The sequence below is a fragment of the Woeseia oceani genome, assembly GCF_001677435.1.
Lineage (GTDB): Bacteria > Pseudomonadota > Gammaproteobacteria > Steroidobacterales > Woeseiaceae > Woeseia > Woeseia oceani.
The window spans coordinates 999,104-1,012,894 of the sequence record NZ_CP016268.1 but is presented as its reverse complement, the minus strand read 5'-3'; the positions used below and the strand labels follow the sequence as shown (position 1 = coordinate 1,012,894).

The window sequence follows — 13,791 nt, the reverse complement described above, 5'->3', positions numbered from 1 at the left end:
CTTAGCTCCCCACTTTCGGCGGAATTGACACCCATCCTTCGGGAGGTACTTTTCCGGGGTGCACGGCCTTGCACTCCGGGCAGGTTCGCGCTGCTTCATCCTTGTAGAAGGCTTCGTACAGCGGCGGCAGATCTCGAACAATCGACACGAGTTGCACTTCGACCCTGTAGACGAGGGCTCCACACTCAAAACAGTACCATTCGAATGCATCTTTCCATCCGTCGGGACGTTTAGGCTCAATCACTAAACCCACGCTGCCTGCAACGGGTCGCTGCGGCGAGTGCCTGACGTGAGCAGGAAGAAAAAAGATGTCGCCCTCCCGAATAATGACGTCAGAAAACTGACCGTCTTCAAACACCTTTAAGACCATGTCGCCTTCCAGCTGGTAGAAGAACTCCTCGACGGGGTCATCGTGAAAGTCGGTGCGCTGATTCGGACCGCCTACCACCGTCACCATCATGTCGGTGTCTTCCCAGACTTGTTGATTTCCGACTGGAGGCTTCAACAAATGTCGATGCTCGTCGATCCAGTTCTGAAAGTTGAATGCCTTGAGCTTCGTCACTTTCGCTTGCTCCCTTCAAATGTCATTGTTCAAGTTATTTTATCTTTTGATGAGTTATCCATAAAACAAATCTACATTGGATTTATCAAAAAACAATTTTTGTATGTTGAGATCTCGTTTTACAATCAAACACTTGGAGATGGTGCACGCCATCGATACAGCACAATCATCTACTCGTGGGGCCGAAATGCTGAGTATCAGCCAACCGGCCCTCAGTAGCCGTCTGCGCGACGCTGAGACAGCTCTTGGAACGCAGCTGTTCATTCGCCGCGGTAGACGTCTGTCAATCTCGCCAGCAGGGCAACTGCTGCTGCGATCGGCAAGGACCGTCCTCGAGGAGCTTGCAAGAGTCGAGAACGAACTCATGCATCTCCCCGAATAGGTCGCACAATCGTTTCGAATCGGAATGCCTCAGTACGCATCGTTTTCGTGGTTACCTGAAGCAGTCAGAAGATTCGAATCGCTTTTCCCAAAACGTTGCAATAGAGACCGTCTCTGCAGCTGCATTACAGCCGCGACACGTCCTGGTGCGAGATGAAGTTGATGTCGCCATTGTCTCAAGCCCGGACGCACAGTTGCAGGTCGATGCGAGCCGGTTTCTATGTCGAAGGCTTATTCACGACGAATTTGTCGCGCTTTTGCCCACCAACCACAGCAAGGCCGGCCGACCGTTTCTCGTCGCCCAAGATTTTGTCGATGAGACCTACATTACTAACAGCGCGTTGCCAGAAAAGTACCGTGAGTACGAATTGTTTTTTCAACCGAACTCGATGTATCCGGAGCGAGTAGTTCAAGTGGGCTTCACAGGGGCAATTATTGAGCTCGTGGCAGCCGGGATCGGCACGAACATCGACACACGCCGGATCATGGCGTCCGACACGCAAAACAGCAAGCTTGCCGCTGACGAAAAAAGGTCTCCTCGTACATTGGTTTGCAATCTGTTCCCGCAGGAAGGAAATTGAAGCGCAAGCACGGGTGTTGTGCGAGGTTGTTACCGGAAAGAATTAACGAGATTGACGCCGAAACCATGGACGGTTGCGCGAAGGCCGACTGCTTCTGCCTGGGTGCATTTGTCGTTCCTTACCTCTACGAGTCGTAGACGGACTCGATGTAGCCAAGACTTCTCACTTACATTCACCTGAAAACGGTAGTCACAAGACGAGACTATTTTCCCTTGGCCAACTTGTAAGTACGATATTCTATTATGCACGATTGGTGCCGGGGAGAGGTCGCCTTGAACCCATATTAGACGCAGGGTCCCTTGAGGAATCAGCTCATCGACTATCAGGAATCACCAGACCCGCTTCAGCAACATACTCATTCTAATGCTCTATCATTTCGGCCAGTTTCGCGGGGTTTCGCTGCGACAGGTCGTTTAACTCTGTCGGATCCTCCGCCAGATTATATAATTGCCACTGATTCGATTTGATTCCAGCAACGCTTGGTTCCAGAACTTCGTCGAAAGGGTCATTGAAGATTTTCCAGTCGCCCTTTTCCCACTAACTTGCTGAGTTCGTTTCTTCGCTGAGTATCGGTAGGCAACTGGATGTACTTCTCACCGGGTGTCACTTGTGCATTATCAGCCGGACAAAGCAGCAACTTTAGTCAACTGAGACCGACCCACAGCCAGCATCCGTTCCACAGCAGCGCGCGCCCGAATCGCCACCGACTCGTCAATTTCGACGGCCGGCGTGAGTGTTTCCAGTGATTGCTGAATATTCGCCAGGGTGATGCGCTTCATGTGCGGACATAGATTGCAGGGGCGAATGAACTCCACGTCCTCTACGCTGATCGACACGTTATCGCTCATGGAGCACTCTGTGAGCATCAAGACCTTGTCGGGGCGTTCATTAACCACATAATCCTGCATTTGCGCGGTGGAGCCAACGAAATCGGCAGAGGCCAAAACGTCAGGCGGACATTCGGGGTGAGCGATTACTTTCAGGCCGGCATGCCCTTCTCGAAATGAGTCAATCTCAGCTGCCGTAAATCGCTCGTGCACTTCGCAATGTCCTTTCCAGCTAATAATCTCAACGTCGGTGTGCTCTGCAACGTAGGCGGCAAGGTACTCATCGGGCACGAAGATGACCTTGTCGCTTCCCAGCGATTCCACGATGGCAACGGCATTGCCGGAAGTACAACAGATGTCGCACTCCGCCTTCACTTCGGCGGAGGTATTTACGTAAGTAACGACAGGCACACCCGGGTATTGCTCGCGAAGTTTGCGCACGTCGGCGGCTGTGATCGAATCTGCAAGCGAACAGCCCGCATTGAGATCAGGCATGAGTACAGTCTTGCCAGGGTTCAGAAGCTTGGCAGTTTCGGCCATGAAGTGAACGCCGGCGAGGACAATAACATCCGCGTCTGTATCAACCGCGCGCTGAGCCAGTGCAAGGGAATCACCGGTGATATCGGCGACACAGTGGAAAATTTCCGGAGTCTGATAATTATGCGCAAGGATTACCGCATTGCGAGACTTCTTGAGTTGATTGATCGCTGCAATGTGGTCGGCATGAACGGGCCATTCCATTTCGGGAATAAACTTCTTGACGCGTTCGTACAGCGGCGCCACCTTGTTTCGAACCATCTCTGTAGTGTGATTGCTTGGCATAATGCACCTGGTCAATTAATGCTCATTTGGAGTATATGTATTATGCTCAAGCAGAGCATATTGTTCAACTATCGAGTCGATTACTTTGCACGCCACTCACAGAAACGAATGAATGAATGACCACTACCCAAGCTGACACTGTCGTCAATCTGCTCGGCGTTATAGTCGCCGTAACAGACCAGATACCGCGCATCCTGGTTGCCGACGGCGGCCATGACAGAGCACTCCCCAGCGGCCCGTTCGACCCGAAGGCGAACGCCAGTCTGGAAGAAGGATTTCGGCGAATGATCGAAGCTCAAGCCGGGCTCGATCTGAATTACGTAGAACAGCTCTACACGTTTGGCAACCGATACAGAACCGAGGACGAAATGCGAGGAGGACCTCGCACACTGTCGGTAGCCTACGTAGCTCTCGCCCACGAAGAGGAGTTACTGACAGGCGGAACTCGCTGGGTTGACTTGTATGAGCACCTGCCGTGGGAAGATTGGCGCGATGGTCGTCCGGCAATGCTGGATACAATAGTTGAGCCGCGCCTCAAGAAATGGTGCTCACGTACTTCGAAGCGGGAAATCAAGCACAAGCGGACTGAGCGGGTCAATGTCAGTTTCGGTTACCCCGGAGCCGCAGAATTGGACGCGGTCCTCACGCTCGAACGCCTCGAGCTACTTTACGACTCGGGCATTCTGGCTGAGTCCGACCGTGACACTCGCATTTTGGCCAATGAACCCTTGGCTCCCCTACCCACAGATATCGGTGTGCCAATGAGCTGCGACCACCGGAGGGTTCTGGCTACGGCGCTGGGACGCATTCGCGGCAAACTTGCATATCGCCCGGTGGTTTTCGAATTACTGCCAGGCGAGTTTACCTTGTTCCAGTTACAACAGGTTGCCGAAGCTTTGAGTGGCGCACACCTTCACAAGCAAAACTTTCGCCGTCTGGTCATGAACGCGGATCTGGTCGAGGCTATCGGTCGCACGGTAGCGGTAGGTCGCGGCCGACCCGCTGAATTATTTCGCTTTCGCCGTGAAGTACTGGGAGAAAAGCTTACCGTGGGTCTATCGCGGCCCACCCTGCGCGAAGAATAAGCGAAGACGTTAGATGGTGACTAACTAGGACGGTTATCTCGACACGAGTTGCTGGCTGCCGGCGTGTTCGACTCGACACAGCAACTCCAGAAGATGGTGCGAATCCGGATCATCGAATAGCTCGAAGATAGAGCGCAAGACACGTCAAGAATATACAGCCAAGTACATCCGCGAATTATCTGTATGCCCTAACGGCCGGGCTAACAAATATTGGCCGCCGATAATGCAGATCGATAACGTAAGTTGCGACAACAATTTACTGTACAACTGCCCTCCGATTGTTGCCTGTCGGGACAGGCTGCGCCCCATTGTCGAACCGGCGGTCCTGCGGGCCGCATGAGCTTCGAACCTTGTCGATACCGCAAATAAAAAAGGGCCCCCGTTGGGGACCCTGTTTTATTTGGCGCGCCCGGAAGGATTGACGGCGTCGCCTGCGGCGACTTGCCCTGCGGGCGCGCTACGCGCGTCCAAACAGGCTACGCCTGTTTGTCGAACCGGCGGCCCTGCGGGCCGCATGAGCTTCGAACCATGTCGATACCGCAAATAAAAAGGGCCCCCGTTGGGGACCCTGTTTTATTTGGCGCGCCCGGAAGGATTGACGGCGTCGCCAGCGGCGACTTGCCCTTCGGGCGCGCTGCGCGCGTCCAAACAGGCTGCGCCTGTTTGTCGAACCGGCGGCCCTTCGGGCCGCATGAGCTTCGAACCTTGTCGATACCGCAAATAAAAAAGGGCCCCCGTTGGGGACCCTTTTATATTTGGCGCGCCCGGAAGGATTGACGGCGTCGCCAGCGGCGACTTGCCCTTCGGGCGCGCTGCGCGCGTCCAAACAGGCTGCGCCTGTTTGTCGAACCGGCGGCCCTTCGGGCCGCATGAGCTTCGAACCTTGTCGATACCGCAAATAAAAAAGGGCCCCCGTTGGGGACCCTTTTATATTTGGCGCGCCCGGAAGGATTCGAACCTCCGACCACCTGGTTCGAAGCCAGGTACTCTATCCAGCTGAGCTACGGGCGCATTATCTGTCCATCGGCGATTGCCGAATGTCGGCTGGCACCTGTGCCAGACGAAGGCGGAGTCTAACCTGCTCGCCGTGAATTACAAACAGTGAAACACCAATATTCTGCGCGAGATGGCTATGCCCGGCCCGGCGGTTCACTCCATTGTAATGCTCAGAACTGTACAGGCGCTGTGCAATCGCTCAGCGGTTTCTCACCAGTTTTGGCAAGAACCCGTCACTCACTGATCGCCTTCACATCCTCTTCCCGCGGCCAAACCACACTGAACGCACCGCGAACCTCACCGGTGGTGTAGCCGGTCGCACGATCGTGCGGGTACTGCGTATTCAGCAGCTCACGTACTTCCGGTGCCAGCTCAGTGCCATGACAGGCCAGGCACAGCCCGCCCGTTGGTATGGCCTTCATGTAACGCGCACCATTGCTGTTGTCGGCAGCGCTGAAATGATCGAGTGCCAACGCCTCACTGCCGGCCGCCGCTTTCGCGTCAAAATCCTGCAGTACCGGCTCCTGCCACTCGCGCGGCAGGTTTTGCGGGTTGCGCAAGCGCAGACTGGTACGGCCAACGGCCGCGCCCGACTCACGTGATAATCGCGAGGCTATTTCCGGTGCAATGTCTTTGCAGACCGTGATTGCCCGTTGCGGCCCGCCCTCGGCCATCGCGTTAATCAGGGCGGTTTGCAACTCGTCGGCAAAGCGCTTGACCAACACCCTGCTCTCGGTAAGTGCCGACTCAACAGTCTCCGCTGGCTCTTGTGCCGATGACAGGCCAGCCGCCAGCGCCAGAATCAATACAACTGCCGCGGCGTCGCTCGAAAACTTGTTCACGACTCGCTCCCTTTCTACCTGCACAGTCGTACGAATTTACCGCGTAGCCGCCGCCTGCTCACGATCACTGCGAATGCCCATCTTGCGCATAACAATGGCAGCCGGACAGAACCCGGTGAACGCACTCTGCAACAGATTGGCGCCGACAAATGCTGTCAGCCAGACGAACAGAGGATGTACCCAGTAGGTCAGGACCAATGACAACAGCACCATAAAACCGGCAAACGCCGTAACGGATCGTTCGAGAGACATGGTTGAACTCCTTCTGAAAATCGCGCCTGAGCGCGGGCTTTAGAGGCACCCAGTGTTCCCTCTCAGCAGCCTCCGGGACATACGCACATTCACGTATATTCTAATATACGAAGGTTCGAATACACTTCCACGAACTGATATTAAGGCATCACGGCGGCGTACCCACGCCAGGGAGTAGAAGTCATGAGTCATGTTGTAGTGCTTGGAGCAGGAACCGGCGGCGTACCGGCCGCGTACGAGCTCCGCGATAAATTGGGTACGGACCACGAGGTCACCCTGATCAACGAACGTCCAAACTTCCAGTTCGTACCGTCCAACCCATGGATCGCGGTTGGCTGGCGCGAGTCGAAAGACATCACCGTTGATCTCGAACTACGACTCGCAAAACACGGCATCAATTTTATCTCTGAACTCGCAATGTCCATCGACGCCAAGGAAAAATTCCTGACGCTCGCGGACGATACGCGTGTTGACTACGATTACCTGGTCATCACGACCGGCCCTAAGCTGGCCTTCGATGAAATTCCCGGCCTCGGCCCCGACAACGGCCATACTCATTCCATCTGCGCCCTCGACCACTCGCTAACCGCGTGGACTGCGTACCAGAAATTTCTCGACAACCCCGGCCCTATCGTAGTCGGTGCTGTACAGGGTGCGAGCTGTTTCGGCCCCGCCTACGAATTCATCCTGACGCTCGACGCCGATCTTCGTAAACGCAAGCTGCGCGACAAGGTGCCCATGACCTTCGTCACCAGCGAACCGTACATCGGCCACATGGGTCTAGGCGGCGTTGGCGATTCGAAAGGCATCATGGAAAGCGAATTCCGCCAGCACCACATCAAGTGGCATACCAACGCCAGCGTGAAATCTGTCGAAGCCGGCAACATGCACCTGACCTTGCATGACGACGCTGGCAAAGAAAGCGGCGAGGAAACCGTGCCGTTTAAGTTCTCGATGATGCTGCCCGCATTTAGGGGTGTCGATGCGGTCGCGGGCGTCGAGGGTTTGTGTAACCCGCGCGGCTTCGTGCTGATCGATGAATTCCAGCGTAACCCGACCTACCCGTCCATTTACTCGGCCGGCGTTTGTGTTGCAATTCCGCCTGTTGAGAAAACACCGGTCCCAACGGGTGCACCAAAGACCGGTTACATGATCGAATCGATGGTCTCAGCAATCGTTGAGAACATCACCGAGGACATGGCCGGCAAAACCCTTTCGCACAAAGCCACCTGGAATGCGATCTGCCTGGCTGACATGGGTGATACCGGTGTGGCATTCGTCGCCCTGCCGCAAATTCCGCCACGCAATGTCACGTGGGCCAAGAAAGGTAAGTGGGTGCATGTCGCGAAGATCGCCTTTGAAAAGTACTTTCTGCACAAGGTTCGCTCCGGCAACGTCGATCCCGTGTACGAACGCTACGTCCTGAAAGCCCTCGGTATTGAGCGCCTGGCGCCAAAACGCGGCGATGACTGAAGTATTCGCAAGGTGGCTGCTGTGCGCCACGTTAATACTTGCGTTGACCTCACCCGCCCAGGCAACGGAGACACTCTCCGATGCCTGGACGGCGGCGCTCACTTCGCACCAGCAACTTGCCGCTGCAGAAGCCGAGCGGGAAGCCGCCCACTTCGGACTCGCGAGTGCACGCGCCGAGCGCATGCCGCGGCTGGACGTATCGGGTGGCTACACGCAACTCGACAGTGCACCGCGTTTTTCGTTTGGCGATAACTTTGTCTCTCCGCGTATTTTCTCCGGCGATAACTTCAGTATGGCGAACGCGCAGGTCAGCCTGCCGCTCTACACCAGTGGTGCGGTGAGTCGCGGTATCGACGCCGCCCGCTCGCAAGCTGACGCCGCCAGTGGCCAGGTTGACGCTGTTCGTGCCGACGTAAAACTCGGCGCGGCAGTGCACTACATCGCGGTGCTGCGCAACGAACGGGCACTAACCGTCGCGCGCGCCAACGTTGCAATGCTGGAAAGCCACACTGCGGATGCAGAAAATCGGTTCAATATTGGTGACGTTGCGCGCAATGATTATCTGGCAGCGAGTGTGCAGCTGGCAGACGCGCGGCAACGCGAACTGCGCGCCGAGAACCAGCTCGAACTCGCACAAGCCACCTACAACCGTTTCCTTGGCAGACCGCAGGGTACGACGGTGGCGCTCGATCCCCTTCTCAACGTGACAGCGTTGCTGCCCTCGTTGAACAACCTCGACCAACTGCTCGGCATCGCTCTCGAACAACGGGCCGAGATAGACAGCATAGCCGCGCGGGCTGACGCCCTGCAGGCACAGGCGGCCGCGGAACGTGCACGCTCGCGGCCGCAACTGATGCTGATCAGCAATTACACCCGGCTTGAAACGGCAGTGCTGGCTGACGACGAGTTCTGGATGGTCGGGCTGGCCGTAAGCTGGAACCCTTTTGATGCCGGCCGCAACAGCAACCGTGTGGCGGCTATTCGTCGTCAGGCACAGGCTGTCAATCACCGCCTGAGTGATATGTCGGCGGATATTCAGCTTGAGGTGCGTAGCGCATGGCTCGATGCGCAGGAAGCAGAGCAACGCATCCAGGTCGCTGAAGCCGCCGTAATCCAGGCCGAGGAAAACCTTCGCGTCGCGCGGGACCGCTATAAAGCCGGTGCTGGCACCAACACGGAAGTACTCGGCGCACAAGCATTAATGGAGCAGGCTCTGAACAACATCGACGGTGCGAACTTTGATGCCGCACTGGCAAAATTGCGACTGGCCCGCGCGAGCGGTCAGTTGTGAACAGGCCAGCCGCCGCAATACCCAGGAATAAACTATGACGAAGAAGATGGACATCGACACCATGCGCGAGAACGCGGGACGAGCGAGCTCACTACTTGGCGCAATGGCGAACGAAAAACGCCTGCTGATTCTGTGCCAGCTGTTTGAGAGAGAATGCTCGGTTGGCGAACTTGCAGAAGCACTGGAAGTACGGCCATCAACCGTTTCACAGCATCTCGCTCTGCTGCGAAAGGACGGCTTCGTCAACCCTCGCCGCGATGCGCAAACCCTCTACTATTCGTTGGCCGGTGATGAAGCGCGTGCGGTACTTAATACACTGCACTCGCTGTACTGCGAGCCACAACCCGCCGAGCAATAACGGCAAACTCAGGGACACACATTCTTATGCATCAGCAATGCACATCCCGCTGGTTACAGGCCGCGGCGCTGAGCGCCAGTCTATGCCTGTCGCTGGCGGCGAGCTTGCCCGCGAGCGCCCAACAAGCGCCCCTCGAGACCATGACTGTCAAGCTTGCCGAAGCGCCGCTAGAGCGTTACTACGACGGTACCGTCGAAGCGGTCAATCAGGCCACGGTATCGGCACAAACCTCCGGGCGCATTGCCGAGATACTGGTCGACGTTGACGATTACGCCGAGGCCGGCACCCTGCTAATGCGTTTCACCAGCGTGGAGCAAATGGCAGCACTTGCGGAAGCACAAGCTTCGCTTACGGAAGCACTGGCACGCGCCCGGGCGAGCGAAGAAGAATTTTCCCGTGCCAAGAGTCTGCTGAATCTGGGCTCCGGCTCGCGACGCGAGTTCGATCAGGCGGAAGCGGCACGCGACTCTGCAAAAGCGCGCGTAGTAGCCGCGCGCTCCGCTGTCGCCCGCGCTCAGCAGCAAGTGGACTACACCGAAGTTCGTGCGCCGTACGCCGGTATCGTTACCGAACGGCATGTCGAGGCGGGCGAGTCCGTCAATGCCGGCCAGCCGCTGATGAGCGGCCTGTCACTTGAATCGCTGCGCGTCATTGTGGACTTGCCACAGGATGCTGCCAGCGCACTTCGTAAAGAACGCGAAGCGGCAGTGGTAACGAGCGCCGGACGCATCGTACCGACGGAGATCGTCGTTTTCCCTTATGCGGACGCGACCACCAATACATTTCGCGCGCGCCTTAGCCTGCCGGACGGCCAGTTCAACCTGTACCCGGGCATGTACACAAAAGTCGTGGTCAACAAAGGCACTGTGCAGCGCCTGCTCATCCCGGCAACGGCACTAGTGCGCCGCAGCGAGGTTAGCGCCGTGTATGTCATGGATGCCAACGGCAAACTGCGGCTGCGTCAGGTACGTACGGGCAACCGGCCAGGCGACAGCATCGAAGTTCTCGCCGGCCTCGAAGCGGGCGAAAGAATCGCACTTGACCCGGTGAAGGCCGGTATTCAGGTCAAAACACAGATGAGTAGTGAGTATGTCGAGTAACGACACCGGCAGCTCTTTGGGCGCTACCGGCGCCATCGCGCGGTACTTTCAGAACAATGCGCTGACCCCGCTGCTGGCACTTGCAGCCCTGTTGATGGGCGCGTTCGCGGTACTGGTAACGCCGCGCGAAGAAGAGCCGCAGATCGAAGTGACGTTTGCCAACGTGTTTGTCGCTTTTCCCGGCGCCTCCTCGGTGGAAGTGGAGAATCTCGTTTCGATTCCGATGGAGCAAGTACTCTCGGAAATCGAAGGCGTGAAGCACGTATATTCGGTTTCAACGCCCGGCATGGGCGTGCTGACGGTGCAGTTCATCGTCGGTGAAAAGCGCACGGAAGCACTGGTGCGGCTGTACAACGCCATTTATTCGAACCAGGACTGGCGGCCACCCAACTCGGGCATTCTGCCGCCCATAGTCAAACCACGCAGTATCGATGACGTGCCTATCGTCAGCGCAACCCTGTGGACAGAAGATACTGAACGCGCGACCCACGAACTTCTGCAAATTGCCCACGCACTGGAAGCCGAACTAAAGCGCGTGCCGGGTACACGCGACGTGTACACGATAGGCGGAGCGCAGGACATCGTGCACGTGCAGCTCGATCCGCAACGCGTCGCCGGCTTCGGCCTGACTCTCGATGACTTGCGCCAGGCGCTGACCGCAAGCAACACCGTTGCCCACGCGGGCAGGCTGGTGGTTGCCAATAGCAATATCCCCGTACAGGCCGGCACTTTTCTCAGCAACCGTGACGATGTTGCGCAACTCGTGGTTGGGGTGGTCGACGGCAAGCCAGTGTATCTCGAAGACATCGCCAGCGTGACCGCCGGCGCCGACCAGCCGGAACAGTACAGCTGGTACGCGACCGGTGCGGCCGTAGCCGCCGCGGACCGGGTCGCCTACGCGCCCGCCGTCACTATCGCCATCGCCAAGAAGCCGGGCACTAATGCCTCCGATATCGCCAATGCCGTCAAAGCGCGGCTGGCACAGTTGCAAGCCACAGTAATTCCCGACGGCGTCGAAGTGACGATCACGCGGAACTACGGAAAAACCGCCAACGACAAAGCCACCAAACTGATCCAGAAGCTCAGCTTCGCGACACTGTCTGTGATCCTGCTGGCACTGGTCGCCATCGGCTGGCGCGAGGCCGTCGTTATTGGTGCCGCCGTCATCGTGACGCTTGCGACTACGCTATTCGCGTCCTGGGCGTGGGGTTTTACGATTAACCGGGTTTCCCTGTTCGCATTGATTTTCTCTATCGGCATCCTGGTCGACGATGCCATCGTTGTTGTCGAAAACATTCACCGCCATCGCGGCCTGAATAAGGGTAAATTAATCGACCTGATTCCACCGGCTGTCAACGAAGTCGGCGGACCGACCGTGCTGGCAACCTTTACTGTTATCGCGGCGTTGTTACCCATGGCCTTTGTGACCGGCCTGATGGGTCCGTACATGAGCCCGATCCCGATCAACGCCAGCGCCGGCATGCTCATCTCCCTCGCTGTCGCGTTGGTGCTGACTCCGTGGATGAGTAACAAGCTTCTGGCCAACGCACCGCTGCACATTGAGGAAGTCGGACACGACTCCCGCTTGCACCAATTTTTTTCGCGCCTGATGACGCCGTTCATCGGCGGCGATCGCGGCAAGCGCGCACGGACCCTGTTGTACGGCGGCCTGACCGCTGTAATTGGCATCGCGATGCTGCTCGTCGCACTGCAACTTGTCGTGCTTAAAATGCTGCCGTTTGATAATAAATCGGAACTGCAACTCGTCGTCGATATGCCCGAAGGAACAACGATTGAAACTACGGCACGCGTGCTCGATGAACTCGGCAGCATCGTCGAAACGTTGCCGGAAGTGATCGACTACCAGGCCTACGCCGGTACCTCTGCACCCATCAACTTCAATGGCCTGGTTCGGCAGTACTACCTGCGCGAGGGCAACAACGTCGGCGACCTTCAGATCAACCTGGTTGACAAACACGACCGTGATCGCGCCAGCCACGATATTGCGCGCGACCTGCGGGAACGCATTCGCGGCATTGGTGCCGAGCTTGGTGCATTGACGAAGGTTGTCGAAGTGCCACCAGGGCCGCCAGTGCTCGCACCGATCGTCGCAGAATTGTACGGTCCGGATTACTCGCAACAGCGGGACCTCGGCCGACGCCTGACCACGCTGTTTGCCGCCACCGACGACATTGTTGATATCGACAGCACGGTTGAAGCCCACGCCGAACGCTATGTCATTGATATTGACCAGCAACGCGCGGCATTGCTCGGCGTATCGCAACAGCAAGTCAGCAGCGCCATCAACATGGCTCTGAGTGGCGAAGACGTCACCTATGTGCACCGTGGCCTCGAAAAATACCCAATCCCGGTTCGTCTCGAGGTACCGGTGGCAGAGAAGTCCCATCTGGACAGTTTGCTCGGCCTGGAAGTTCGGAGCCTAAGCGGCCAGCGTGTGCCTATCGCTGAGATTGCGAGCGTGCGGCTCGTGCCGTGGGACAGCGCCATTCATCACAAAGACCTGTTACCGGTTGTCTACGTTACCGCCGACATGGCCGGCAGTCTCGATAGCCCGTTGTACGGCATGTTTGATCTTTCCGGGCGCATCGACAAACTAAGCGCTGAAGGTATCGATATCGAGCAGCGCTACATCAGCCAGCCACCCAACCCGTTTTACTTTGCCCTGAAATGGGACGGCGAGTGGCAGATTACTTACGAGACCTTTCGCGACATGGGCATTGCTTACTCGGTGGGCATGTTACTTATCTACTTGCTGGTTGTTGCCCATTTCCGTTCCTATTTGTTGCCGTTGGTCATCATGGCGCCGATACCGCTTACGATCATCGGGGTAATGCCCGGCCACGCCTTGTTCGGCGCGAGCTTCACCGCAACGTCGATGATCGGCATGATTGCGCTCGCCGGCATCATCGTCCGCAACTCGATACTGCTTGTGGACTTCATCATGCTGGAATTGCGAGCAGGTCGTACACTCGATGAGGCCGTCGTCAACGCCTCGGCTGTGCGTGCGAAACCCATCGTACTGACCGCCCTCGCCGCCATGCTGGGTGCGTTCTTTATCGTTGACGACCCGATCTTCAACGGCCTCGCGATTGCGCTGATATTTGGCATCCTGATATCGACGTTGCTGACGCTGCTGGTTATTCCGGTACTTTTTTACAGCCTGCGAAAGACACTAGTACCGGCGAGTGCATAGTTGCTGT

The 13,791-nt window shown here is 57.0% G+C and carries 12 protein-coding genes and 1 tRNA gene; 8 read left to right on the top strand and 5 right to left on the bottom strand.

Annotated elements, in window-relative coordinates; translation table 11 throughout:
- Position 1: 1 nt before the first annotated feature.
- Positions 2-562, bottom strand: coding sequence for a 3-hydroxyanthranilate 3,4-dioxygenase (locus BA177_RS04325; protein WP_068613356.1), 561 nt, complete (start codon positions 560-562; stop codon positions 2-4).
- 103 nt (positions 563-665) lie between these two features.
- Here BA177_RS04325 and BA177_RS19155 point away from each other — a divergent pair, with 103 nt between their 5' ends.
- Together BA177_RS19155 and BA177_RS18300 are read left to right on the top strand one after the other, a co-directional pair.
- Positions 666-944: a LysR family transcriptional regulator gene (locus tag BA177_RS19155; protein ID WP_068613353.1), complete on the top strand. Its 279-nt coding sequence runs from the start codon at positions 666-668 to the stop codon at positions 942-944.
- The gene (locus BA177_RS18300; protein WP_197493327.1) at positions 904-1,524 is read left to right on the top strand and encodes a LysR family transcriptional regulator substrate-binding protein; all 621 of its coding nucleotides are present in this window, start codon (positions 904-906) and stop codon (positions 1,522-1,524) included. Before BA177_RS19155 ends, BA177_RS18300 begins: the two co-directional genes overlap by 41 nt.
- Positions 1,525-2,141: 617 nt before the next feature.
- On the opposite strand, the gene nadA is transcribed toward BA177_RS18300, so the two are convergent.
- The gene (gene nadA, locus BA177_RS04310; protein WP_068613349.1) at positions 2,142-3,173 is read right to left on the bottom strand and encodes a quinolinate synthase NadA; all 1,032 of its coding nucleotides are present in this window, start codon (positions 3,171-3,173) and stop codon (positions 2,142-2,144) included.
- 116 nt (positions 3,174-3,289) lie between these two features.
- Between nadA and BA177_RS04305 the strand changes: the two genes are divergently transcribed.
- Positions 3,290-4,258, top strand: coding sequence for an NUDIX hydrolase (locus tag BA177_RS04305; protein WP_068613347.1), 969 nt, complete (start codon positions 3,290-3,292; stop codon positions 4,256-4,258).
- Positions 4,259-5,192: 934 nt separating this feature from the next.
- Here the strand turns inward: BA177_RS04305 and BA177_RS04300 are convergent.
- The 3 genes from BA177_RS04300 to BA177_RS04290 all read right to left on the bottom strand — a co-directional run bounded on the left by BA177_RS04300 (position 5,193) and on the right by BA177_RS04290 (position 6,348).
- Positions 5,193-5,269: transfer RNA gene (locus BA177_RS04300), tRNA-Arg, on the bottom strand.
- A 218-nt stretch (positions 5,270-5,487) separates the two neighbouring features.
- Complete coding sequence (locus BA177_RS04295; protein WP_082989859.1) at positions 5,488-6,096, bottom strand: Tll0287-like domain-containing protein; 609 nt, start codon at positions 6,094-6,096, stop codon at positions 5,488-5,490.
- Between the two features lie 36 nt (positions 6,097-6,132).
- Positions 6,133-6,348 (bottom strand): YgaP family membrane protein, encoded by a 216-nt coding sequence (locus BA177_RS04290; protein WP_068613343.1) that lies wholly within the window; start codon positions 6,346-6,348, stop codon positions 6,133-6,135.
- Between the two features lie 183 nt (positions 6,349-6,531).
- Between BA177_RS04290 and BA177_RS04285 the strand changes: the two genes are divergently transcribed.
- Genes BA177_RS04285 through BA177_RS04265 form a run of 5 tightly spaced genes read left to right on the top strand, consistent with a single transcriptional unit; the run spans position 6,532 to position 13,784 of the window.
- The gene (locus BA177_RS04285) at positions 6,532-7,821 is read left to right on the top strand and encodes an NAD(P)/FAD-dependent oxidoreductase (RefSeq protein ID WP_068613341.1); all 1,290 of its coding nucleotides are present in this window, start codon (positions 6,532-6,534) and stop codon (positions 7,819-7,821) included.
- Positions 7,814-9,112 (top strand): TolC family protein, encoded by a 1,299-nt coding sequence (locus tag BA177_RS04280; RefSeq protein WP_068613338.1) that lies wholly within the window; start codon positions 7,814-7,816, stop codon positions 9,110-9,112. The genes BA177_RS04285 and BA177_RS04280 overlap by 8 nt, the downstream gene beginning before the upstream one ends.
- A gap of 34 nt (positions 9,113-9,146) precedes the next feature.
- Positions 9,147-9,470: an ArsR/SmtB family transcription factor gene (locus BA177_RS04275; protein ID WP_231892483.1), complete on the top strand. Its 324-nt coding sequence runs from the start codon at positions 9,147-9,149 to the stop codon at positions 9,468-9,470.
- A gap of 26 nt (positions 9,471-9,496) precedes the next feature.
- Positions 9,497-10,570 carry an efflux RND transporter periplasmic adaptor subunit gene (locus tag BA177_RS04270; RefSeq protein WP_068613332.1) on the top strand — a complete coding sequence of 358 codons (1,074 nt, stop codon included), beginning with the start codon at positions 9,497-9,499 and terminating at the stop codon, positions 10,568-10,570.
- Positions 10,560-13,784 carry an efflux RND transporter permease subunit gene (locus BA177_RS04265; protein WP_068613328.1) on the top strand — a complete coding sequence of 1,075 codons (3,225 nt, stop codon included), beginning with the start codon at positions 10,560-10,562 and terminating at the stop codon, positions 13,782-13,784. Before BA177_RS04270 ends, BA177_RS04265 begins: the two co-directional genes overlap by 11 nt.
- The last annotated feature ends 7 nt before the right edge of the window (positions 13,785-13,791 follow it).